The organism is Salibaculum halophilum, from assembly GCF_002094885.1.
GTDB lineage: Bacteria > Pseudomonadota > Alphaproteobacteria > Rhodobacterales > Rhodobacteraceae > Salibaculum > Salibaculum halophilum.
In genome coordinates this window covers 159,038-181,740 of record NZ_MSIT01000007.1, presented here as the reverse complement: position 1 = coordinate 181,740, position 22,703 = coordinate 159,038, and the positions used below count along the sequence as shown (strand labels likewise).

Sequence of the window (22,703 nt, the reverse complement as noted above, 5' to 3'; positions counted from 1 at the left end):
GTTCTTTTCAACCCTTGCCGATCGCGCTATCAGGCTGGCATGGGACGTGTTCAGGACGCCTATTTCGCCCGGGTCGATGCGGGCGAGTTGCATCACGATGCGGCGCAGGAGGCCGTTCTGGGCGAGCTGGAGCGCGTCCGCCTGGCACTGGAAAATCCGCCCAGCCCCCCGAAAAAGGGATTGTTCCGCAAGGCCCGGCCGGTCGCGCCGCCAAAGGGGCTTTACATGTGGGGCGGTGTCGGGCGCGGCAAGTCCATGCTGATGGACCTGCTGGTGGAGCTTGTCGAGGCGCCCAAGCGGCGGGCCCATTTCCACGCCTTCATGCAATGGGTCCACGCCGAGATCGCCAAGGCCCGCGAGACGGGCGTTGACGACGCCATACAGCCCGTGGCCGAGGCCCTGGCCGCCGAGGTCCGGTTCCTGGCCTTCGACGAGATGCAGATCAACGACATCACCGACGCCATGATCGTGGGTCGCCTGTTCGAGGCGCTCTTCGCGGCCGGTGTGACGGTCGTGACCACCTCGAACCGGCCGCCCGACGATCTGTACCGCGACGGGCTGAACCGGCAGCTGTTCCTGCCCTTCATCGCCCTGATGAAGGACAAGCTGACGGTCTGGGAACTGGTCAGCGACACCGACTACCGGCAGAGCGTTCTTGCCGGTGCGCCGTCGTATTTCACCCCCGCCGACGCCGAGGCGCGGGCGCGGATCCGGGCGATCTGGGCCGATTTCACCGGCGGCAGGGCCGAACCCATGGTGCTGCGCGTCAAGGGGCACGACCTGCACATCCCCGGGTTCTACAATGGCGTGGCGCGGGCGAAGTTCCACGATCTCTGCGGCCGTGCGCTTGGGGCCGCCGATTACCTGTCGCTGGCCGAGGTGGCGCGCGTGCTGATCCTGGAAGACATCCCGCAGCTGGGCCGGTCAAACTACAACGAGGCCAAGCGGTTCGTCACCCTCGTCGATGCCCTCTACGAGGCCCAGGTGCACCTGATCTGTTCGGCCGCCGCGGCGCCCGAAATGCTCTATGTCGAGGGCGACGGCGTCTTCGAGTTCGAGCGCACCGCCAGCCGCCTGCGCGAAATGCAGGGCGCGGACTGGGTGGCCCAATCCGCTTGAGTAGACATGAGCCAGTCTAAGGTGTTTTGCCCATCCTTGTCTTTTTAGACACCTTGCGGGTAGTGGTATAGGCAACTTCCAATATGCTGATTGCCACCAGAACTTGACATGCCCCCGCAGTTGTTTTCTTCTGTCCGTGGAAAGAGGAGTGAGTCTATGGCAGCATTAAATCGAGTTGCAGGTCTCGTTTTTGGTAGTTGTTTGGCCTCGGGAACTGCTTATGCAGAGATCTGCGACTACAAGCCGTCGAAGCTCGCCGGCCAAACGGTGACCTCGGCGGCAGCAGCTGCGGGAGGCAGTGCGGCGGCAGCTGGTGCTGGATTGAAAGCTGCTGGCTACTACACGCTTGTTCACTCGGCGTCAGGCCTGACGATGTTGGGCTCGACGGCTGCAGGAGCTTCGGCCGCTGGAACAACAGGTATTATTGCTGGGTCCGCAGGTTTCGGTGCGACGGTTGCCAGCGTGGTGACAGCTCCAGTTACGATCGTGGCAGGGGCAGTTACGCTGGTGGGTGTGGGTGCTTTTGAAGGTGCCTGTTATTTTCAAGTTGAAAGGATCAACGACCCATTCCAAATAAAACGAATTTTGGAAAGCGTCGCTATCAATGATCCTGCCATTTCAATTTCGGATAAAAATGATGGCCCAGAATTGGTCTTGGATTTTGAGGATGGTACGGAACGTTACATGATCCGAGATTTGTATATCGCGGACGGGAACTTAAAGCATCGGGACTGGTTTTTTAATACAGACTTGGGGCCAGTTGCATTCGTGCAGCCCAATGCTGATGCGTCGGCTGATTGAGCGGAAGCAATAGACCTTTAAAATTTATAGTTTATTACTAAAAACAAGTGTTTGTGCTTGGGTGCCGATTAGCCTCCCGAGCTTTCATTCTGTTTTCTTGGCCATTGCGCCGTAGGAACCAATTCGATCTGCAGAGCCGTGGTTGCCGCTCCGGACCAATTGATAAATTTCAAGCTGAGCAAGACTGTTCAAATCGACACTGTCGCCCGCTTGCCCGAGCAGTGGCGCCCCGCCGCAATCGAGATCGACCGCGCCCGCCTCGTAGACGGGGAACCGGGTGTAGCGGTTGATCATGCTGTCGGTGATCCAGGCGTTGTTGACGCAGAGATCCTGCGCGTTGGTCCCCGAATTGAAGCCGAAGCCGGGGTCGCCGCAGTCGTTGGCGCGCCCGCCGGCGTTCCAGGCCTGCCCCGCGGGGCCGGTGTGCATGCCGCCGGTGGGAAAGACCATGCGCTGTGGGTCGAAGGACAGGTTCCAGCTGGTCTCGGGCGTCAGTTGCGACAGGTCCCAGCTGCCGATGGGGATGCCGTTGTGAAAGCCCCGGATGAAAAACCCCGTGACGTCGTCCTGCCTTACCAGCGGTTGCGACAGGCGCTCGTCTGGGACGGTCATGCGCCCCTCCATCCGGTAGCCATTGTCGCCCTGCCAGCAGAACACAAAATCGGCGGCCGTGGCCGGCGTGGCCAGCGTCAGAAGGGCCAGCAACCGGATCATGCGTTGGCCCTCAGGACGTGCCCGGCCAGGTAGAGCGAGCCGCAGATCAGGATGCGCGCCCCGGGCCGCTCGGCGATGATCGCTTGCAGCGCGCTATCGAGGTCCGGCGCGGTGGTCGCGGCCATCCCCGCCTTCGCGGCCGCGCGGGCCGTGGTTTCGGCGGGCAGGGTGGCGGCCTCGCCGGGAATGGAGATGGCCGTGAGGCCTTCGGCATGGCGCGCGAGCGGCGCCATGTAGCCGGTGATGTCCTTGGTGTCGAGCATGCCGCAAACCAGGTGCGTGGGCCGTTCGGGCAGCCCGTCCAGCGTGGCCGCCAGCGCCGCGCCCGCCGCCGGGTTGTGCCCGCCGTCGAGCCAGAGCTCGGCCGGCCGGACGCGGTCGGCCAGCGCGCCGGTGCTCAACCGTTGCATCCGGGCCGGCCAGACGGCTCCGGTCATGGCCGCCGCGCAGGCCATCTCGCCCGTCCCCAGTTGTCGCAGGGCAGCGAGCGCCATGCCGGCGTTGTCCAGTTGGTGGGGGCCGGGCAGGCTGGGCGGGGCCAGGTCCAGCAGGCCGGCCTCATCCTGGTAGGTCAGCCGCCCGCGGTCCTCGGCGACCTGCCAGTGCTGCCCATGGGCCAGAACGGGGGCGGCCAGCCGCGCGGCGCGGTCCTCGATCACCTCCAGCGCGGCGGCGTGCTGACGCCCGACGATGCAGGGCACGCCACGCTTGATGATCCCGGCCTTCTCGGCCGCAATCGCGGGCAGCGTGTCGCCCAGGAACTGCTGATGGTCCATGTCCACCGGGGTGATGACGGTCAGCGCCGGGCGGCCGATCACGTTGGTCGCGTCCAGCCGCCCGCCCAGGCCCACCTCGAGCAGGGTGTAATCGGCCGGGGTTTCCGCAAAGGCGAGCAGCGCGGCGCAGGTGGTGATCTCGAAATAGGTGATCGGGGCACCGCCGTTGGCGGCCTCGCAACGGTCGAGCACCCGCGCCAAATGGCCCTCGGAAATCAGGTCACCGGCCAGGCGGATGCGTTCGTGAAACCGCGCGAGATGCGGCGAGGTATAGGCGTGCACGTCGTGCCCGGCCCCTTCCAGCCCCGCGCGCAGCATCGCCAGGGTCGAGCCCTTGCCGTTGGTCCCGGCGATGTGGATCACCGGCGGCAGGCGGTCCTGCGGGTTGCCCAGGGCCTCCAGCAGCCGCCAGACCCTGTCCAGCGTCAGGTCGATGATCTTGGGGTGCAGGGCCATCATCCGCTGCAGGATGATGTCGGACCCGCCGCTCACGCCTTGGCGTCCTGTTCCGGGTCGGCCGCCTGCCCCGTATCCTCGGCGACGACATCGGGCAGGGTCTCTTCGGCGGGGGCGGGCAGATCACCCGCGACGGCAGGGCTTTCGCCCAACAGCATGCGCGTGATCGTGATCAGTTCCTCGCGAAGCTGCGCGCGCGGGGTCACGCGGTCCAGCATCCCGTGATCCAGCAGGTACTCGGCGCGCTGGAACCCCTCGGGCAGCTTCTCGCGGATGGTCTGCTCGATCACGCGCGCGCCGGCGAAGCCGATCAGCGCGTTAGGTTCGGCGATCTGCACGTCGCCCAGCATCGCGTAGGATGCGGTGACGCCCCCGGTCGTGGGATGCGTCAGCACCACGATGTAGGGCAGGCCAGCCTCCTTGAGCATCTGCACCGCGATGGTGGTGCGCGGCATCTGCATCAGGCCCAGGATGCCCTCCTGCATCCGCGCGCCGCCCGCCGCCGAGAACAGGATCAGCGGGCGCCCGGTCTCGATCGCGCGCTCGGCGGCGGCGAGGATGGCATTGCCGACATACATCGACATCGACCCGCCCATGAAGGAAAAGTCCTGACCCGCGGCGATGATGGGGGTGCGGCCGATCTCGCCCTCGACGACGAGCATCGCCTCGCGCTCGCCGGATTTCTTCTGGGCCGCGCGCAGACGGTCGGGGTATTTCTTCTGGTCGCGGAATTTCAGCGGGTCCTCGACCGGCTGGGGCACCGCGACCTCGGTGAAGACGCCGCCGTCGAAAAACGCCTTGAAACGATCCCGCGGCGTGATGCCCATGTGATGCCCGCAGGAGGTGCAGACATACAGCGCCTCTTTCAGTTCCCGGTGGAACAGCATCGTGCCGCATTCGTCGCATTTCGACCACAGGTTCTCGGGCACTTCGCGGCGCGAGAAGATCGAATTGATGCGCGGGCGGACGTAGTTGGAGATCCAGTTCATGGGCGCCTCTGACGTTGCGCGACAGGGATAAGGCGGGCGCGGATGGAATGCAATCGGCGGCGGGTGGCCCACCGCGCGGCTGCCCGACCCGGTCGCGGGGCGCGGCCGGGCCAGCGGCCTTGTTCCTGCCGCGGCGCGGGATTAAACCGGCGCGAAGGGCGGCGCGGAGGAGGATCATGCGCAAGACCATTCTGGCGCTGGCAGGGCTGACCTGGCTGTCGGCCTGCGACCTCGGTATCACCCTTCCCGGCTTCGGGCGCGACATGACCGGCGATGGTATCCGCACCCTCGCGTTGCTCGATGGCGCGGTGCGGGTGCGCGGCCCTGATGGGTATTGCGTGGACCCGTCCGCCAGCGCAGCCTCAAGCGGGTTTGCCATCATGGCCGGCTGCGCCGTCTTGTCGAAGCGTGGCGGAACGATGCCGGACCGGGCCGGGTTGATCACGGTGCAGTTCGGGGCACCGGGCAGTGCGCTTGTCGGCGCGGGGGCCGCGGACCTGGCCGATATGCTGCGCGAAGATTCCGGCCAAGGCCTTCTGTCGAGCGGCGAGGCAGGCGTCGAGGTCGGCGAGGTCGAGGTCGATGGCACTCGTGTCATGGTCCGGTTCGAGGATCACGCCGGGGCGCCAGTTCCGGGCACGACGCCCAAGGTTTGGCGGGGCTTTACCGATATCGAGGATCGGCTGGTCACGGTCTCGGTTCTGGCCTATGACCGTGACCCGCTGACCACAGAGGCGGGGCGCACCCTTCTGGAAGCGGCACTGCGCGCCCTGAAAGACGTGAACCAGCCGACGCCCTCGGACGCATGACCGGTGATCCGGGCCAAGGACTCTCAGCGCTCTCGCTATCTGTTTCCATTCGTGAAACAATTTGGCAGATATATTGTCGAAAGTTGAACAGGGCGAAGGCCTGACATGGCAAAGCTGCGCAATGGGCTTCTGGCTCGATTCGTCGACCGCCGGATGCGACGCTACTGGTCGCGGGCGGCGGCACAGGCCCCGCGGACCGAGATTTCGGAACTGCGCCGCCAGCGCAATGCCGCCCGCAACCTGCGGCACACGCTGGATGAACTGACCTACCAGGCTGACAACCGCCTCGCCCTGCCCCGCATCGGGTCGACGTCCTTTCCGCAGCCGCAGGGAACCGACTGGTCCTGGCGGCCGCAGGCCTGGCGCGGGGCGCTGCCGGTAAAGGGGCTGGCGGCGGTCGAAACCCGAACCGCGCTTGGCGACGAGGTCACGCTGTTCCACGACTGCCGCGTCTCGGAATTGAGCCTGCGGCAGTTGCGCAACACGCGCGAGGCGGACCTCGCGCCCTTCGGCCTGCGCCTGGACGTGTTCCAGTTCGACGGCTCGTTCCTGAGCCTCGTCCTCGACTTGCCGCGCGCGGCCTGCGAGGGGCTGCGCAAGCGGCATCTGATCCGGCTTGACGTGATCGTCGAGATGGAAACACCGCTGGAAATCTTCGCGCGCCTCAACGTGCGGCACGGGCCGAACACCGAACAGATCGTGCGGGAACTGCCCCTGCACGAGGATCCGGTCATGGTCGAATTCGATCTGGCCTATACCAATCTCAACGAAAAGAGGGTCGAGTCCGCCTGGGTGGACCTGATCTTCGAGGGGCCGCAGATGAACCAGGTGACACTCCGCGATGTCACCCTGTGCCGCGTGCCCCGGGCCGCGCTTTGATGGGGGATGCCATGGAACGGGACGTGACGCTGACCAAGCTGCGCTTGATCGAGGGTGTCTGGCACGGCGTGCTCACCCGGGGCAAGCACGACACCCGGCAGCCGGATCTCGTGGTCACGCACCTCGACCACGAGATCAAGGGTGTCGAGGTGGAGCACGACCGGGTCGAGGAATGCTGGTACGTAAGGGTGCCCATCCCGGCGGATCGGATCGCCGACGGTGTGCAGACGTTCCTGGTCCGTGACCGGCAGGAGGACAGTGTGCTGGCATCTTTCGCCATCGTCGCAGGGGACGCCCTGGCCGAGGATATCCGTGCCGAGATCGGCCTGCTGCGCGCCGAGCTCGACATGCTCAAAAAGGCCTTCCGGCGGCACTGCGTCGAAACGGCGGGGGACTGATCCCGAGCCTGTCTTACGCCTGACGCGGCGTTGCGCGTGACCCGCGCGCCGACATGCGGCAAGACGCAACCGAAGGGAGTCGTGCCATGACCGATTATCCGCATCTGCTGGCCCCGCTGGATCTTGGCTTCACCACGCTGAAGAACCGCGTGCTGATGGGCTCCATGCACACCGGGCTGGAAGAGACGAAGGACTGGAACCGTGTCGCCGAATTCTACGCCGAGCGGGCACGCGGCGAGGTCGCGCTGATGGTCACCGGCGGCATGGCCCCCAACCGCGAGGGCGGCGTCTTTCCCGGCGCGGCCGGCCTGTTCACTGCCGAGGACATCGCCAATCACCGTGTCGTCACCGATCGCGTCCATGATGCGGGCGGCAAGATCGCCATGCAGATCCTGCACGCGGGCCGCTATGCCTATGGCAAGGAGTGCGTCGCGCCCTCGGCCATCAAGTCGCCGATCTCGCCCTTCGCGCCCGCGGAACTCGACGAGGCGGGGATCGAGAAACAGATTGCCGACATCGTCACCGCCGCCGCCCGCGCCCGCGAGGCGGGCTACGACGGGGTCGAGGTCATGGGGTCCGAGGGGTATTTCCTCAACCAGTTCCTCGTGGAACACACCAACAAGCGGATCGACCGCTGGGGCGGCAGTCTCGAAAACCGCCAGCGCCTGCCGGTCGAGGTGGTGCGCCGGGTGCGCGCGGCCGTGGGCGACGACTTCATCCTGATCTACCGGCTGTCCATGATCGACCTCATCCCCCAGGGCCAGACCTGGGACGAGGTCGTCACGCTGGCGCGAAAGATCGAAGGGGCCGGGGCCACGATCCTCAATACCGGCATCGGCTGGCACGAGGCGCGCGTCCCGACCATCGCCACCAGCGTGCCGCGCCGCGCCTTTGCCTGGGTCACGCAAAAGCTGATGGGCGAGGTCGGCATTCCGGTCATCACCTCGAACCGGATCAACACGCCACAAGTGGCCGAGGACGTGCTGGCCGAGGGCTGTGCCGACATGGTCTCCATGGCGCGGCCCTTCCTTGCCGACGCGCATTTCGTCAGGAAGGCGGCCGAGGGGCGCGCCGCCCTGATCGCGCCCTGCATCGCCTGCAACCAGGCCTGCCTTGACCACACCTTTTCGATGAAGATCGCCTCCTGCCTGGTCAACCCGCGCGCCGCGCATGAAACCGAGATCACCCTGGACCCGGCCGCGCAGGCCAAGCGCATCGCCGTGGTCGGGGCCGGCCCGGCGGGCCTGTCCGCCGCCGTCACCGCCGCAGGCCGGGGCCACGACGTGACGCTGTTCGACAAGGCCGACAGCTTGGGCGGGCAGCTCAACATGGCGCGGCGCATCCCCGGTAAGGAAGAGTTTCACGGGCTGGTGGACTGGTTCACCGCCAGCGTCGATGCCGCCGGCGTGACAACCCGACTTGGCACCGAGGCGACCGCCGCGATGCTGGCGGACTTCGACGAGGTCATCATCGCCACGGGGGTCGTGCCGCGCGATCCGTCGATCCCCGGGCAGAACGGCCCCAACGTGCTGTCCTACATCGACGTGCTGTATCACGGCGCGCCCGTGGGCGACCGCGTGGCGGTGATCGGGGCCGGCGGGATCGGCTTCGACGTGGTCGAGTTCCTGACCGTGGACGACAGCCCGACTGAGGATCTGGACGAGTGGATGTCGGAATGGGGTGTGGGTGACCCCGCGCAGATGCGCGGCGGTCTGCGCCCCGAGGGGCCGCAACCCGAGGCCCCGGCGCGCAAGGTCACGCTGTTGCAGCGCAAGGCGCAGAAGCTGGGCAAGGGGCTTGGCAAGACGACTGGCTGGATCCACCGGGCCAGCCTGCGGATGCGCAATGTCGAGATGATCGGCGGCGTCAACTACGAACGCATCGACGCCGACGGGCTCCACGTCACCTACGGCGAGGCCCGCGAAAACCCGACCCTGATCGAGGCCGACACGATCGTGCTCTGTGCCGGGCAATTGTCCGAACGTGACCTGGCCGACGCGCTGCAGGCAAACGGACAGACCCCGCATGTCATCGGCGGGGCCGATGTGGCCGCCGAATTGGATGCCAAACGCGCCATCGACCAGGGCGTGCGGCTTGCCGCCACACTTTGACCGTTGGGCACCGGCCTGATCGGTAGCCGCCCGCGCGGCCGCGGCGCGTTTCCCTGCGCTGAACGGTCGCGTGAAAACCTACCAATTGTCAGGCATGCGCCGCAGTCCTGCCCGATTTCGGGATCAGGACTGTCTTCGAACGTGGGACAGTACCGAGGACACAGGATGGATCGTCTGACCGAAATGGAGGCCTTCGCCACGGTCGTTGACCAGGGCGGCTTCACGGATGCCGCCAAGAAGATGGGCATCTCGAAGTCCGCCGTGTCCAAGCACGTGTCCGCGCTCGAAGCGCGGCTTGGCGCCCGCCTGCTCAACCGGACCACGCGCCGGGTCAGCCCAACCGAGATCGGCCTGGCCTACTACGACCGGGCGCGACGGGTGCTGACCGACGCGGGCGAGGCGGACGCGCTTGTCACCTCGATGCAGTCGGACCCGTCAGGTCTGTTGCGGATTTCCGTGGCGACCGATTTCGGGGTCAATCACCTGTCGCCTGTTCTGGGCGAATTCCTTCAGGAATTTCCCGATATCACCGTCAACATGGTGCTCAACAACCGCTATGTCGAACTGATCTCGGAAGGCTTCGACATGGCCATCCGCATCGGCGAGTTGGAAGACAGCAGCCTGCGCGCGCGCAAGCTTACCGAAACATCAAAGCGGATGGTCGCCAGCCCGTCGTATTTCCAGAAACACGGCCGACCGCAGCGCATCGACGATCTGAACGAACACAAGCTGCTGCACTATTCCAATGCCGCCAATTCCGCCGTCTGGAAACTGACTGCGCCCTCGGGCGAGAAACGCCAGGTCCGCACCGCCGGATGGCTGACTGTCAACGACGGGCAATCCCTTCTGAATGCCGCGATTTCCGGACTGGGCATCGCCTATCTGCCCAGCTTTCTCTACGCCGAAGCGTTGGATCAGGGCCTTGTCGAGGACGCAATCCCCGATCTGCCGCTGGAGACCCAGGGCATCTACGCCGTGTATCCGCCGGGCCGGTTCACCCAGCCCAAGGTTCGGGCCTTCATCGATTTCCTCGCCCATGCCTTTGCAGAAAAGGGTCCGGAACGCTGGTAGAGTGCCGTGCAACGTAATTCCCGACGGGATGCGTCCCCACCTCCGCGGTCCCCGGGCCGCGGCTTCTTTTTGGTCCCTCCGTGCCGCAGCCCGCCAAGCTGGCCTGTCCGGCGCGGTGGGCTGGTCGGTGCCGGGCCTCAGGCCTGTGGGTGAATGCGGTAGTGATAACCGGCAGCGGCCCGCATCCCGAGTAACGCGTAGAGCGCGTTCGCCGCGGCATTCGCTGTCGTGACAAGAACGGCGAGGTCCTGCGCGCCGGCCTCCTGCGACCAGACCGCCGCGGCCTGCATCATCGACCGGGCCATGCCACGGCGGCGAAAACGGGGCGGAACCGCGACGGCGTGGACCATGGCCGTCTCCGCGTGCCGTGCCACGAAGAGCGTCCCGGCCGGGCTATCACCGTTGCGCCCCAGGATCGTGGTTTTCGGCCCCGCGACGCGGGCCATGATCGCAAGGCGCGCCGGCCCTATCCCGCCCGCGGTCCATATGTCGCGCTGGACCGCCAGCGGCGGCCAGACCCTGAAGCAGGTGACAGGCGGCAGCGGCCCCGCCAGGTCGGCCACGGGCGCGGTATAAAGCGTCACCGGGTCCTTGACCCGGTATCCCCGCGTGGCCAGCGCCGCGTCCAGCGCCGCCTCGCCCGGGCGCACCATGAACAGCGGGGCCTGGCCGAGGGACCGCATGGCCGCCTCGGCGGCGGGAATGTCATCGGCCCCGGCGGGCGCGCTTGCTGTCGCGGCGCTGACCCGGCTGCCCCCGCCCGCACCCGCGCGAATTGTCCACGGCCCGACGCGGTCAAGGCGCGCGGCGGGCCATGTCGCGTCGATCAGCGCGGTCAGCGACTGCGGTGTCACAGCCCGAGGTCGGTGGCCAGCCGGGCCATGGCGGCCTCGACCCGTGCCGCGTCGGTGCCGCGCACGACGACATGCGTGCCGTAGGCCCCGTCCGTCTGGAACGGGTAGGAGCCGACGGACAGGTCCGGATAAGCCTCGGCCAGCCGTGCCAGCGGGGCGGCGACGTCGCCCTCGCCGCGCTGCACGCGCAACGTTCGGCTTTGCACCGGTGCGCCGCCCACAACCTGCGGCAGAACGCTGGCCACCATCGCCTGGAAAATCGAGGGCACCCCGGCCATGACATGCACGTTGCCGATGGAAAAGCCGGGCGCCGCGCTGACCGGGTTGTCGATCAGCGCCGCCCCGTCGGGGATTCGCGCCATGCGTAACCGCGCCGCGTTCAGCTCGGTTCCGGCGCGGTCGTAATGGGCCTGCAGCACGGCGCGGGCGTCCGCGCGCACGTCAATGCCCACGCCGAAGGCCGCGGCCACGCTGTCGGCGGTGATGTCGTCATGCGTCGGCCCGATCCCGCCCGAGGTGAAGACCGTGTCGAAGGCCCCGCGCAGGGCGTTCAACGCGGCAACGATAGCATCTTGGTCGTCGCTGACAACGCGCACCTCTTTCAGGTCCACGCCGATCCGCGTCAGCTCGCCGGCGAGGTAATGCATGTTGGACTCGCGCGTGCGCCCCGACAGGATCTCATCCCCGATGACGAGCATGGCGGCGGTTGGGTTCGGCATGGTCTTCTCCTTGTCCGGGCGCTGGTATAGATCAGGTCTATGCGCTTTGCCACGCCCCTCGTGCCCGGCCGGCTGGACCGCCGTTACAAGCGGTTCCTGTCCGACATCGTGCTGGACACGGGTGAAGAGGTCACGGCGCATTGCCCCAATCCCGGCTCCATGCTGGGACTTGATGCGCCGGGGACAAGGGTCTGGCTGGAACGCACCGACGATCCGCGAAAGAAACTGGACTGGGGCTGGCGCCTGGTCGAACTGGACAGCGGCCTTGTCACCATCGACACCGGCTTGGCCAATCGCGTGGTGGGTGAGGCGCTGCGCACGGGCGCGGTGCCGGCGCTGGCCGGGGCGGGCACGGTCCGCGCCGAGGTGAAATTCGGCACCGCCAGTCGCGTGGATTTCTGCCTGGGCGGCGATACTTTCGTCGAGGTCAAGTCGGTCACCCTGTCCCGCCAGCCCGGCCTGGCCGAGTTCCCCGACAGTGTCACCCGGCGCGGCACGACGCATCTGCAGGAGTTGACCGAGGTCGCCCGGACCGGGCGGCGGGCGGTGATGCTCTACCTCGTCCAGCGCACGGATTGCGCCGCCATGACCCTGGCCGCGGATATCGACTCCGCGTATGCCCGCGCCTGGCAGGCGGCGCGTGCCGCGGGGGTCGAGATGCTCTGCCACCGTGCCGCGATCACGCCCGCGGCGATCACGCTCGGCCCCGCCTGCACGGTCCTTGACCCTGACACGGTGAAATAGACGCAGCGCCGGGCCTTTTGCGCCGGGCGGTTTTGCCCTATCTGTCGCTGAAACGGGAAGCAGAGGCCATGGACGACACGCGCGGCAGGATCACCAAGGACGGCATTCGCCTGCACGATCGGGCGGATTTCGCCGGCATGCAGGCCGCGGGGCGGCTGGCCGCCGAAATCCTCGACCGGATCGCCGATCACGTCGTGCCCGGCGCCACCACTGGCGAGCTGGACCGCAAGATCACCGAGTGGGTCCGCGCGGCCGGGGCGGACTCCGCCACCATCGGCTACAAGGGGTTCCAGCACGCCAGTTGCATCAGCGTCAATCACGTGGTCTGCCACGGCATTCCCGGCGCGCCGATTCCCAAGGCGCGCTCCGAGACGATCTCGAAGAACTTCGAGAAGCGCCGCGAGGATGACGCGCTGCAGAGCGGCGATATCCTCAACATCGACGTCACGGTGATCCTCGACGGTTGGTTCGGCGACACTAGCCGGATGTTCGTCGCCGGCGGCAAACCCAACCAGAAGGCCGAACGGCTGATCCAGGTCACGCACGATGCCCTGATGGCGGGGATCGAGGCCGCGCGGCCCGGCAACACCTTCGGCGATATCGGCCATGCCATCCAGTCCCACGTCGAGGGCCAGCGCATGAGCGTCGTGCGCGATTTCTGCGGCCACGGGCTGGGCCGGGTGTTCCACGCCCCGCCGAACGTGCTGCATTACGGCCGCGCGGGCACCGGCCCGGTACTGGAAGAGGGGATGTTCTTCACCATCGAACCCATGGTCAATCTGGGCCGCCCCGAAACGGTTGTCCTCAAGGACGACTGGACGGCGGTGACCCGCGACAAGCAGCTGTCGGCCCAGTTCGAGCATTCCATCGGTATCACCGATCAGGGCGCGGAGATTTTCACCCTGTCTCCCGCGGGACGGTTCCACCCCACCTACTGACCCCCGTCCGGCACGGGCGCGGCGCGCAGCAGGGTGACATGCGTGTCGCCGTAGCGGCGGCTGTCGAGCATGGCGAACCCCATGGGCGCGGCCTGCGGCGCGCTGTCCTCCCAGACGATCAGGGCCGCCGGGGCCAGCCAGCTGTGCCGCTGTGCGGCAAGAACGGCCGGCCCGCCCAGACCCTGCCCGTAGGGCGGGTCGAGAAAGACCAGATCACAGGGCGCGTCCGCCTGCGGCAGGCGGTCGGCGGCGCAGGTCAGGATGCGGGCATCCTGTTCGCGCCGCGCCTTGGCAAGGTTTTCGCCGATCAGGCGACGGGCCACGCGTCCCTTGTCCACAAGGGTTGCGTGGCTGGCCCCGCGCGACAGCGCCTCGAGCGCCAGCGCGCCGGTCCCGGCGAACAGGTCCAGCACCCGCGCACCCCGGGGCAGACCGTATCCGGCCAGCACGTTGAACAGGCTTTCGCGCACCCGGTCCGGTGTGGGGCGCAGGTGCGCGCCAGCGTCGCCCTTGCCGACCGAGGCGAGTGTCAGCCCGCGATGCTGGCCGCCGATGATCCTCACGCCTTCAAAAGCGCCTTCATGTCGGTCTCCGGGTCGGTGACGACCTCGGGCGCGGGCGATTTCCCGGCCTCGATCAGGCGCTTGGCCACCATGTAGGTGCGGGCGTCGTTCATGGCGTCCACCGCGATCAGCTCATCGCCGCTGTAATACCAGTGGGACCGGGCGTCACCGTGCCCGCGGACATGCACCGCGTCGTAGCCAAGGTTCAGCCCGGCGATCTGCAGCTTGCAATCGTACTGGTCCGACCAGAACCACGGTTTCGGATCATACGCGACATCTTCGCCGGCCATGTTCCGCGCCGCGACCTCACCCATGTCGATCGCGTTGCCCACGCTCTCCAACCGGATGCGCTGCCCCCTGAACAGGCACGTGGCACAGTCGCCCGCGGCATGGATGTCGGGGTCGGAGGTGCGGCACCGCGCGTCGGTGACGATGCCGTTGTCGACCGCGAGGCCCGCCGCTTCGGCGAGGGTAGTTGCAGGCTCGATGCCGACGCCGACGATGGCGAAATCCAGCTCGAGTTCGGTGCCATCCGTCAACACCGCGCCGGTGACACGGTCGGTCCCGGTCAGGTGCTGCAGGCCGACACCTTCACGGATGTCCACCCCGTGCCGGCGGTGCAGGTCGCGAAAATAGGCCGCGGTCTCGGGGCAGGCCACCCGTTGCAGGATGCGGTCGGCCATTTCGACCAGCGTGACCGTGACGCCTTTCTTCGCGGCCACCGCCGCGGCCTCGAGCCCGATGTAGCCGCCGCCGATCACCAGAAGCCGTGCGCCCGCACGGAACTCGGGCGCCATGGCATCGGCGTCGTGCAGGTCACGCACGGTATAAACTCCATCCAGCGTGCCGCCGACCGCGGCCGGGAGCGTGCGGGGATGCGAGCCGGTGGCGAGGGCGAGCTTGTCATAGGTCAGCACCTCGCCGGTATCGAGGCGCAGGGTCTTGTCTTGGGCATTCACCTCGGTCACGCGCACGCCGGTGCGCAGGGTGATGTTGTTGTCGGCATACCATTTTTCCGGCCGCAGGAAGAGCCGGTCGAGCGTCATGTCGCCCAGCAGATAGGCCTTGGACAGTGGCGGCCGCTGGTAGGGGGGCACCGGTTCGGCCCCGATCAGGGTGATCGCGCCCTCAAAGCCGCTGGCGCGCAGCCTGGCCACGAGCGAGGCCGCCGCCTGGCCGCCGCCGATCACGATATGATGCGCCATGTGTCACGATCTCCTGCTGACCTTGGACCGGTCAGACCCTATAGTCGCGCAGGGACGAAACGCAATTGACGAAGGACCTGACGAATGACGATTTCAGTTGGAGAGACCCTGCCCGATGCAACGGTGCTGCGCATGGGCGAAGAGGGCCCCGAAGAGGTGCAGATGGCCGACCTAGCCGGGTCGGGCAAGGTGGTGCTGTTCGGCCTGCCCGGGGCCTATACCGGCACCTGCACCACGGCCCATGTGCCCAGTTTCATCCGCACCAAGGCGGATTTCGAGGCCAAGGGCGTCGACGCGGTCATCTGTGTCAGCGTGAACGACCCCTTCGTGATGGACGCCTGGGGCGAGAGCACGGGCGCCACGCAGGCCGGCATCCAGATGGTCGGCGACGCCGCATCCGCGTTCACCAAGGCCATCGGCATGGATTTCAGCGCGCCGCCGGTCGGGCTGATCGACCGTTCGAAACGCTTCGCACTTTATGCCGAGGACGGGGTCGTCAAAGTCCTGCACGTCGAGGAGAACCCCGGTGTCTGCGAGACCTCGGCCGGCGAGGCGTTGCTCGCGGCGCTGTAGGACCCCGGGCGAGGTGCCGATCCGGGACATCCGTCCTGAACCGGCGCCCCGGTTCCGCCCGCCGGGCGGGATCGGGGCGTTATCCCGTACGCTGCACCATGGTCTGGGTCGGGAAGGGGATCTCCACGCCCTGCGCGTCGAAGGCTTCCTTGACCGCACGGGTCAGGTCGAACTTGAGGTCCCAGTAATCACCCGCGGCGCACCAGGCCCGCACCGTGAAATCGACCGAACTGTCGGCCAGGTTGGTCACCTTCACGAAGGGGGCCGGGTCCGCCATGACCCTTTCGTCGTTCGTGACGATCTCGGTGATGATCGTCTCGGCCGTCTTGAGGTCGGTGCCATAGGAGACACCGAAAACCAGGTCGCAGCGCCGCGTCTCGTAATGCGAAAAGTTGGTGATCGCCCCCGAGAAGACATCTCCGTTGGGCACGATGATCTTGACGTTGTCGGGCGTTGTCATCTCGGTCGTGAAGAGGGTGATTTCGTCGACGGTACCCGACTGGCCGCCCGCGGTCACGTAATCCCCGGCCTTGAATGGGCGGAATGCGATCAGCATGACCCCGGCCGCCAGGTTTGCCAGCGACCCCTGCAGGGCGAACCCGATGGCCAGGCCCACGGCGCCCACCAGCGCAGCGAGCGATGTCGTCTCGATCCCGAAGCGGCCGAGGATGAAGATCACCGCGATGGCCAGCACGGCGTAGCGCACAACGCTGCCCAGGAACCGGGCCAGCGTGACGTCGAACCGTGGGTTCTTCTCGGACACCTTGACGATCCGGCCCCGGGCCCAGCCGCTCAGCCAGAGTGCGGCGACGAAGATCGCCAGCGCGACGGCGATGTTCACGACAAGATCGAAAATGAAGTCTTCTGACATGGCAATGGCCCCGGTGTTGAATCCCTTAATCGCCGGAGTATATCCCCGGCCGCGGCGCCGCAACAGCCATGGCGATAACGCGGCGCAACGCCCCCGTCTGAGGATGTTGCGCCGACGCCCCTCTCAGGCGGCGAGCTTGTCCATTTTCTGGGCCAGCTTGAGGTCCAGCTCGCTCAACCCGCCGATGTCGTGAGTCGAGAGCGTCACCTCGACCGTCTTGAAGACGTTGAACCACTCGGGATGGTGGTTGAGCTTCTCGGCCCAGATCGCGGCGCGGGACATGAAGCCCCAGGCCTCGACAAAATTGATGAAGGTATAGGTCTTGGTGACCGCGTCGCGGCCCTCGACCGGGGTCCAGCCCGCCTCTTGCAGCGTCTTGCGCCCGGCGTCGTCTATCGGATCGGCCATGGTGATCTCCTTTGGTCAGTCGTGGTCGTCGGTCTCGGCCCGGCGGAAGGGGCCGTAGCTTGTCAGCACCTCGATCTCTTCATCAACTGCGCGGCGCTCGGCCTGCAGGTAATCTTCCACGGCATAGCGGAACCCGTCATCGGCGAACCAGTGCAGGGCGTGGGTCGTCACCGGCAGGTAGCCGCGCGCCAGCTTGTGCTCGCCCTGCGCGCCGGCCTCGACCGTGCGCAGACCGTGGGCGATGGCGTAGTCAATGGCCTGGTAGTAGCAAACCTCGAAGTGCAGGAAGGGGTGATGCTCGGTGCAGCCCCAGTAGCGCCCGAACAGGTTGTCCCGCCCGATCAGGTTCATCGCCCCCGCGATCGGTTCCCCCTCGCGCTGGGCAAAGACCAGCAGGATGTCGTCGCGCAACCTTTCGTGGGCGATGTCGAAGAAGCGCCGGGTCAAGTAGGGCGTGCCCCATTTGCGCGCGCCCGTGTCCCGGTAGAAGGTCCACATCGCGTCCCAATGATGCGGCTGAATGGCGTCGCCGGTCAGTTGCACGATCTCGCCGCCGAAATCCTGCGCGGCGCGGCGTTCCTTGCGCAGGGTCTTGCGCTTGCGGCTGGACAGGTGGGCCAGGAAATCCGCCCAGTCGGCGTAACCGTCGTTGGCCCAGTGGTATTGCTGCGCCGTGCGCCGTAGCAGGCCCATCTCCTCGCCCGCAAGGGCCTCGTCTTCGGTACAGAAGGTCGCGTGCACCGAGGACAGGCCGTTGTCGGTGGCCAGTTGCACCGCGCCTTGCACCAGCGCCGCCATGCCCTGGGCCTCGTGCCCCGGCTTGGTCAGAAAGCGACGGCCGGTGACGGGCGTGAAGGGCACGGCGATCTGCAGCTTGGGATAATAGCGCCCGCCGGCGCGTTCATAGGCATGGGCGAAATTGTGGTCGAACATGTATTCGCCCTGGCTGTGTGCCTTGCCGTAGAGCGGGGCGACGGCGATGATCGCGCCATTGCTGCGCGCGGCCAGGTAATGCGGCTCCCATCCCGTTCCGGGGCCGGTGCTGCCGCTTTCCTCCAGCGCCGTGAGGAACCTGTGCGTGGTGAAGGGGTCGACGGGCCTGCCGCCCGAGACGGCCTCGGGACAGGCGCAGGCATCCCAGTCGGCCGCCGGAATGTCCGACAGGCTGCGATGCGCGGTGATCTCGACCGGAGAGGCGTCCATGCCCTGAGAGTTGGCCCCGGGACCCCCGCGGTCAAGCAAGGTACCCCTCGAAAGTGACCTGGTCGGCCCCGTCGGCCAGCGCCGCGGCCTGCTCCCTGTCCGACCGGGTGGTCCAGCACAAGATGCGCCGCCCCTCGGCACGGGCATTGGCGACGGCGGGGTTGGTCAGGTCGTCCCATCGGTGGCTTATGAAGGCGGCGCCGAGGGGGGCAAGGTCGGGCATCGGGCGCAGTTCGGCCAGCCGTGACGCGGGCACGGTCGGCCAGGTGTCCGAGGCGAAGGCATCGGTCGTCAGACCCCGCGGCAGACTTGGCAGAAGCTGGCCCAAGCGCGCCACGGAATGCGGGTTGAAGGACATGACGGCCACAGGGCCAGGATAGTCGGCCAAGCAGGCGGCGGCGGCCTCTTCCAACGGACCGACCTCGGGGCCGAGAGCGCCGTCCTGGTCCTTGACCTCGATCAGCAGCGGTACCGCCCCGGCGACTTGGTCCAGCACCCGGGTCAGGGTGGGGATACCCTCTTCGCTGTCGGTCAGGTGAAGCGACGACAGGCGTTCCGCGCTCAGCCCGCGCACCGGCCCGCGCGCCCCTGTCAGCCGGTCCAGCGCGTAGTCGTGAAACACCATGGCCTGCCCGTCGGCCGAGAGCTGTAGGTCGATCTCGATCCCGTAGCCGGCGGCGATGGCCGCATCGATGGCTGACCGGCTGTTCTCGGGCCGGCCCGGCCCGTGCAGCGCCCGGTGGGCGAAGGGGCGCGCGTGAAACCCCGGCGGCAGCATCAGGCGATCTCGAACAGGCCCTCGATCTCGACGGCGACCCCCAGCGGCAGGGCGGCCGCCGAAACGGCCGAGCGCGCGTGGCGTCCGGCCTCGCCCAGCGCCTCGACCATGAAATCGCTGGCCCCGTTGATGACCTTGGGCTGGTCGGTGAAATCGGGGGTGGAATTGACGAAACCGGTCAGCTTGACCAAGCGCACCAGCCTGTCGATGTCGCCGTCGCAGGCCGCCTTGAGTTGGGCCAGAAGGCTGATCGCGCAGAGCCGGGCCGCCGCCGCGCCCTGCGCCACTGTCATGGTGTCGCCCAGCTTGCCCGTCACCGGGCCGTCGGCATCCATCGCGATCTGGCCCGAGACATGCACCAGCGACCCCGTGGTCACGAAGGCCACGTAATTGCCCGCCGGCACGGGGGCCTCGGGCAGGGTGACGCCGAGTTCGGCAAGGCGCGATTCGATGGGCATGTCCGGGCTCCCTCTTGGTGATCGGCCATGACGCTAGCCCCGATCCCGCACGTGCGAAAGACCCTAAGCTAGCTCTCGCGGAAGGTGCGCGCCAGGTAGTCCATCAAGGGCTGCGTCAGGTAGGCCATCGGCGTGCGGTCCACCGTGCGTATGAAGGTCTCGACCGGCATGCCTGGGATCAGGGTCGTGTCCTCGGGCAGGCGCGCCGCCGCACCTGCGTTCAGCACGACCCGGGCCTCGTAGTAGCTGCGGCCTGTCGCCTCGTCGGTGAAGGCATCGGCCGAGACTTGGCGCACCGTGCCGGAAATCTCGGGCGTGCGGCGCGTGTCCAGCGAGGAAAAGCGCAGCGTTACCGACTGTCCAAGCCGGACCGAGTCGATGTCGGTGGGGGCCACCCGCGCGGCAATCACAAGCGGACGGTCCTGGGGCACCAGGTAAAGCACGGGCTCGGCCGGGCGAATCACGGCACCGGCCCCGAAAACCTGCAACCCGTGGACCACGCCGGAGACGGGGGCGCGAATCTCGAGTCGGTCGAGCCGGCGTTGCAGGTCGGCGCGCTGTTCGCGCAGCTCCAGCTCGTTGAATTGCAGATCGCGCAGACGGGTGATGGCCTCTTCGCGGCGGGCGGTGCGCAGGCGGATGATCTCGAGGTCCAGTTCGGTGATCTTTTCCTCGGCCTCGGCCCGGCGCGCGGCGAGGTCGCCAGCCTGGCCGGACATGCGGGCCTTTTCCCGTTCCAGCGCGAGGACCTTGCCTGCCTGCGCGAGGCCGCGGTCCAGCAGCGCGCGCTGGCTTTCCAGCTCCTCTTCGATCAAGTCCAGCTGGCGGGCCAGGGCAGCCTGTTGCGCCGCGATCCCGTCAACCTGGCTACGCACCTGTCCGGCGCGGCGGCGCAGCTTTTCGGCCTCCTGCTCGGCCGTTTCCAGGCGGGTGCGGAACAGCCGCTGCTGTCCCTGCATCAGCTCCCGTGTTTCGGCATCGCCCTCGGCGCGCAGGATCGGCGCGAAGGCGAGAGTGTCGGCACCGTCGCGTTCGGCCTCGAAGCGCGCGCGGCGGGCCAGGACCTCGAAGAGCTGCCCCTCGACGATGGCCAGTTGCGCTGTCAGGTCGTCCGGATCAAGCCGCACCAGCACCCTGCCTTCGGGGACGGTATCGCCCTCGGACACCAGGATCTCGCGCAGGACGCCACCGTCGATGTGCTGGACCACCTGCCGATTCTGTTCCACCTCGATCCGGCCCGGCGCAATGACCGCCCCGGTGATCCGCGCGGTGATGGCCCAGCCGCCGAACCCGGCCACCAGGATCAGCACTGACACCATGCCGATCGCAACGGGGCGGCGCACCGGCCAGTGCCGCGGGGGCCCGTCCCGCCCCCTGGTCATGCCACGCCCGCGCCGCGCTCGGGGCGGACCTGCTCTACCTGGGCGCGATTCGCGACGACCTTGTTCATGACGTCGTCTCGCGGGCCGACCGCGCGGGCCGCGCCGTTTTCAAGGTATAGGACCAGGTCGCATTCCCGGATCGCGGCCGGTCGATGCGCCATGATGAAGACCGCGCGCCCCGCCGCTTTCACCGCCCGGATCGCGGCGTTGAGCGCATTCGATCCTGCGTTGTCGAGGTTGGCGTTGGGTTCGTCCAGCACCAGGACCACCGGATCGCCGTAGAGGGCGCGGGCCAGCCCGATTCGCTGTATCTGCCCGCCCGAGAGCCGCCCGCCGGTCATGTCGACGGGGGTGTCGTACCCCTCGGGCAGCCTAAGGATCATGTCATGGGCGGCGGCCTGTTTCGCCGCCGCGACGACGGCGGCATCGTCCGGGTCCGTCGACATCCGGGCGATATTCTCCTTGATGGTCCCTTCGAAGAGCTGCACCCGCTGGGGCAGATACCCGATGTGCGTGCCCAGGGTGTCGGGCGGATACTGGTTCAGCGCGGCGCCATCGAGGCGGATCTTGCCCCCGGCGGGCTGCCACAGCCCGGTCAGCGCCCTGGCAAGGGTCGATTTGCCCGCACCCGAGACACCGATCACCCCCATGGCCTGCCCCGGTTCGAGCCGGAAGCTGACCATGCGAAGCGCGGCACTGGTCTGGCCCGGCGGCACCACGGTGACGTCACTGGCCTCGACGATGGCGCGTGGGACCGGCAGGGCGGTGCGTGCGGTGGCTGGCGGTGCCGTTCCCAGCAACCGCGCCAGACTGCGCCAGGCGTCGATCCCGCGCTGGACCACGGCCCATTGGTTGATCAGGGCCTCGACAGGGGCCAGCGCCCGGCCCAGCAGGATGGCCCCGGCGATCATGGCCCCCGCCGTAAGCTGATCCTGCAAGACCAGGTAGGCCCCGAGGCCGAGCATGGCCGATTGCAGGAACAGTCGAAACGCCCGCGTCGTCGCCGAGACGCTGCCCATGCGATCCGAGACACGGATGCTGGCCGCCAGGGCCTGGTCGCGCAGGCGGTCCCAACGATCGAAAGCGGCGCGCCGCATGCCCAGCGCCTGCACCATCTCGGCCTCGTCGCGCAGGGACTGCCCCAGCGCTTCGGCGCGATGGGCCGCCGCGGTCGCCTCGGCCAGCGGCGCGCGGGTCGTCAGCTGATTGGCCAGCGCCAGCAGGATCAGGGCGCCGCCCCCAGCCGTGGCCAGATAGCCCAGCACGGGGTGAAAGATGAAGATGCCCAGCAGGAAAACCGGCGTCCATGGCAGGTCGAATGCCGCCGTCAGCGCCGGCGAGGCGATCAGCCGCTGCACGCTTTCAAGGTCGCGCTGGCCGCTTGCCGTTTCCGCGGGAACGCGCGCCGCCGCGCGGGGGTCAAGCGTGGCCATGAAGACCCGGCGGTCAAGCGCGCACTGGAACCGCGCCCCGGCCCGGCCCATGACCCGGCCCCGGGCATAGTCCAGCAGCGCCATCATCAGGTAGAGGAACCCCGCCAACACCGAGAGCGCGACAAGCGTTTCCACCGAGCGCGAGCCCAGCACGCGATCGTAGACATTGAGCATGTAGAGCGGTCCGGTCAGCATCAACGCGTTGACGAAGACGCTGAACACGGCAACGCACCAGAAGAGCGCGCGTGACCGCCGCCGGGCCGACCGCAGTTCCTGATGGCCGTCGGCAGTCTCAGCCTGTGTTGGGGAGGCGTGCTGCATGGGCGTGATCTTGCCAATCTCCGTGCCGTGATCGGTTTCGGCGTGGTATCCCGATCACGAATTTGCCTTGCTGTCGTGAAGGGCCTGTTCATCGCCTGCGCGTTCATTATCTGGAAGAGGTTATCAAAGT

At 67.5% G+C, this 22,703-nt stretch carries 24 protein-coding genes; 10 read left to right on the top strand and 14 right to left on the bottom strand.

Annotated features, from left to right (window positions below; translation table 11 throughout):
* Positions 1-39: 39 nt before the first annotated feature.
* Positions 40-1,119, top strand: a complete 1,080-nt coding sequence (gene zapE / locus BU124_RS06485; RefSeq protein WP_084861841.1) for a cell division protein ZapE — start codon at positions 40-42, stop codon at positions 1,117-1,119.
* Between the two features lie 156 nt (positions 1,120-1,275).
* Complete coding sequence (locus BU124_RS14560) at positions 1,276-1,920, top strand: hypothetical protein (RefSeq protein WP_143529905.1); 645 nt, start codon at positions 1,276-1,278, stop codon at positions 1,918-1,920.
* Between the two features lie 84 nt (positions 1,921-2,004).
* Here the strand turns inward: BU124_RS14560 and BU124_RS06480 are convergent, their stop codons facing one another.
* Genes BU124_RS06480 through accD form a run of 3 tightly spaced genes read right to left on the bottom strand, consistent with a single transcriptional unit; the run spans position 2,005 to position 4,855 of the window.
* Positions 2,005-2,634 (bottom strand): hypothetical protein, encoded by a 630-nt coding sequence (locus BU124_RS06480; RefSeq protein ID WP_179141875.1) that lies wholly within the window; start codon positions 2,632-2,634, stop codon positions 2,005-2,007.
* Positions 2,631-3,869, bottom strand: a complete 1,239-nt coding sequence (locus BU124_RS06475; RefSeq protein ID WP_143529908.1) for a bifunctional folylpolyglutamate synthase/dihydrofolate synthase — start codon at positions 3,867-3,869, stop codon at positions 2,631-2,633. Before BU124_RS06475 ends, BU124_RS06480 begins: the two co-directional genes overlap by 4 nt.
* Positions 3,870-3,898: 29 nt before the next feature.
* Positions 3,899-4,855, bottom strand: a complete 957-nt coding sequence (gene accD / locus BU124_RS06470) for an acetyl-CoA carboxylase, carboxyltransferase subunit beta (RefSeq protein WP_084861836.1) — start codon at positions 4,853-4,855, stop codon at positions 3,899-3,901.
* A gap of 176 nt (positions 4,856-5,031) precedes the next feature.
* Here accD and BU124_RS06465 point away from each other — a divergent pair, with 176 nt between their 5' ends.
* The 5 genes from BU124_RS06465 (at position 5,032) to BU124_RS06445 (ending at position 10,123) form a co-directional block, all read left to right on the top strand.
* Positions 5,032-5,664 (top strand): hypothetical protein, encoded by a 633-nt coding sequence (locus BU124_RS06465; RefSeq protein WP_084861834.1) that lies wholly within the window; start codon positions 5,032-5,034, stop codon positions 5,662-5,664.
* 105 nt (positions 5,665-5,769) lie between these two features.
* The gene (locus BU124_RS06460) at positions 5,770-6,543 is read left to right on the top strand and encodes a DUF6478 family protein (RefSeq protein WP_084861833.1); all 774 of its coding nucleotides are present in this window, start codon (positions 5,770-5,772) and stop codon (positions 6,541-6,543) included.
* A gap of 11 nt (positions 6,544-6,554) precedes the next feature.
* On the top strand, positions 6,555-6,941 hold the full coding sequence (locus BU124_RS06455) for a hypothetical protein (RefSeq protein ID WP_084861989.1): 387 nt from the start codon (positions 6,555-6,557) through the stop codon (positions 6,939-6,941).
* An 86-nt stretch (positions 6,942-7,027) separates the two neighbouring features.
* Positions 7,028-9,052: an NADPH-dependent 2,4-dienoyl-CoA reductase gene (locus BU124_RS06450; RefSeq protein WP_084861831.1), complete on the top strand. Its 2,025-nt coding sequence runs from the start codon at positions 7,028-7,030 to the stop codon at positions 9,050-9,052.
* 165 nt (positions 9,053-9,217) lie between these two features.
* The gene (locus BU124_RS06445; RefSeq protein ID WP_084861829.1) at positions 9,218-10,123 is read left to right on the top strand and encodes a LysR family transcriptional regulator; all 906 of its coding nucleotides are present in this window, start codon (positions 9,218-9,220) and stop codon (positions 10,121-10,123) included.
* A gap of 137 nt (positions 10,124-10,260) precedes the next feature.
* Here BU124_RS06445 and BU124_RS06440 read toward each other — a convergent pair whose 3' ends face one another.
* Together BU124_RS06440 and BU124_RS06435 are read right to left on the bottom strand one after the other, a co-directional pair.
* Positions 10,261-10,977, bottom strand: coding sequence for a GNAT family N-acetyltransferase (locus BU124_RS06440; protein ID WP_084861827.1), 717 nt, complete (start codon positions 10,975-10,977; stop codon positions 10,261-10,263).
* Positions 10,974-11,696, bottom strand: coding sequence for a competence/damage-inducible protein A (locus tag BU124_RS06435; protein ID WP_084861825.1), 723 nt, complete (start codon positions 11,694-11,696; stop codon positions 10,974-10,976). Before BU124_RS06435 ends, BU124_RS06440 begins: the two co-directional genes overlap by 4 nt.
* A gap of 39 nt (positions 11,697-11,735) precedes the next feature.
* On the opposite strand from BU124_RS06435, the gene sfsA reads away from it, so the two are divergent.
* Both sfsA and map read left to right on the top strand, forming a co-directional pair.
* Positions 11,736-12,440 carry a DNA/RNA nuclease SfsA gene (sfsA, locus tag BU124_RS06430; RefSeq protein ID WP_084861824.1) on the top strand — a complete coding sequence of 235 codons (705 nt, stop codon included), beginning with the start codon at positions 11,736-11,738 and terminating at the stop codon, positions 12,438-12,440.
* A gap of 68 nt (positions 12,441-12,508) precedes the next feature.
* Positions 12,509-13,378, top strand: a complete 870-nt coding sequence (gene map, locus BU124_RS06425; protein WP_084861986.1) for a type I methionyl aminopeptidase — start codon at positions 12,509-12,511, stop codon at positions 13,376-13,378.
* Here map and rsmD read toward each other — a convergent pair.
* Together rsmD and BU124_RS06415 are read right to left on the bottom strand one after the other, a co-directional pair.
* Entirely contained in the window at positions 13,372-13,941 is a 570-nt protein-coding gene (rsmD, locus tag BU124_RS06420; protein WP_084861822.1) for a 16S rRNA (guanine(966)-N(2))-methyltransferase RsmD, read from the bottom strand. The genes map and rsmD overlap by 7 nt on opposite strands.
* Positions 13,938-15,146 (bottom strand): NAD(P)/FAD-dependent oxidoreductase, encoded by a 1,209-nt coding sequence (locus tag BU124_RS06415; protein WP_084861820.1) that lies wholly within the window; start codon positions 15,144-15,146, stop codon positions 13,938-13,940. Before BU124_RS06415 ends, rsmD begins: the two co-directional genes overlap by 4 nt.
* 84 nt (positions 15,147-15,230) lie before the next feature.
* On the opposite strand from BU124_RS06415, the gene BU124_RS06410 reads away from it, so the two are divergent.
* Positions 15,231-15,719 (top strand): peroxiredoxin, encoded by a 489-nt coding sequence (locus BU124_RS06410; RefSeq protein ID WP_084861818.1) that lies wholly within the window; start codon positions 15,231-15,233, stop codon positions 15,717-15,719.
* A 79-nt stretch (positions 15,720-15,798) separates the two neighbouring features.
* On the opposite strand, the gene BU124_RS06405 is transcribed toward BU124_RS06410, so the two are convergent.
* The 7 genes from BU124_RS06405 to BU124_RS06375 all read right to left on the bottom strand — a co-directional run bounded on the left by BU124_RS06405 (position 15,799) and on the right by BU124_RS06375 (position 22,573).
* Positions 15,799-16,590: a mechanosensitive ion channel family protein gene (locus BU124_RS06405; RefSeq protein WP_084861816.1), complete on the bottom strand. Its 792-nt coding sequence runs from the start codon at positions 16,588-16,590 to the stop codon at positions 15,799-15,801.
* 123 nt (positions 16,591-16,713) lie between these two features.
* Positions 16,714-16,998, bottom strand: a complete 285-nt coding sequence (locus tag BU124_RS06400) for a 4a-hydroxytetrahydrobiopterin dehydratase (RefSeq protein ID WP_084861814.1) — start codon at positions 16,996-16,998, stop codon at positions 16,714-16,716.
* A 15-nt stretch (positions 16,999-17,013) separates the two neighbouring features.
* Positions 17,014-18,201, bottom strand: coding sequence for a GNAT family N-acetyltransferase (locus BU124_RS06395; protein ID WP_084861812.1), 1,188 nt, complete (start codon positions 18,199-18,201; stop codon positions 17,014-17,016).
* A gap of 31 nt (positions 18,202-18,232) precedes the next feature.
* Positions 18,233-18,979, bottom strand: a complete 747-nt coding sequence (locus BU124_RS06390) for a glycerophosphodiester phosphodiesterase family protein (protein ID WP_084861810.1) — start codon at positions 18,977-18,979, stop codon at positions 18,233-18,235.
* Positions 18,979-19,437 (bottom strand): RidA family protein, encoded by a 459-nt coding sequence (locus BU124_RS06385; RefSeq protein ID WP_084861808.1) that lies wholly within the window; start codon positions 19,435-19,437, stop codon positions 18,979-18,981. Before BU124_RS06385 ends, BU124_RS06390 begins: the two co-directional genes overlap by 1 nt.
* 68 nt (positions 19,438-19,505) lie before the next feature.
* On the bottom strand, positions 19,506-20,819 hold the full coding sequence (locus BU124_RS06380) for an HlyD family type I secretion periplasmic adaptor subunit (RefSeq protein ID WP_084861806.1): 1,314 nt from the start codon (positions 20,817-20,819) through the stop codon (positions 19,506-19,508).
* Positions 20,816-22,573 (bottom strand): type I secretion system permease/ATPase, encoded by a 1,758-nt coding sequence (locus BU124_RS06375; RefSeq protein WP_084861804.1) that lies wholly within the window; start codon positions 22,571-22,573, stop codon positions 20,816-20,818. The genes BU124_RS06380 and BU124_RS06375 overlap by 4 nt, the downstream gene beginning before the upstream one ends.
* Positions 22,574-22,703: the final 130 nt, after the last annotated feature.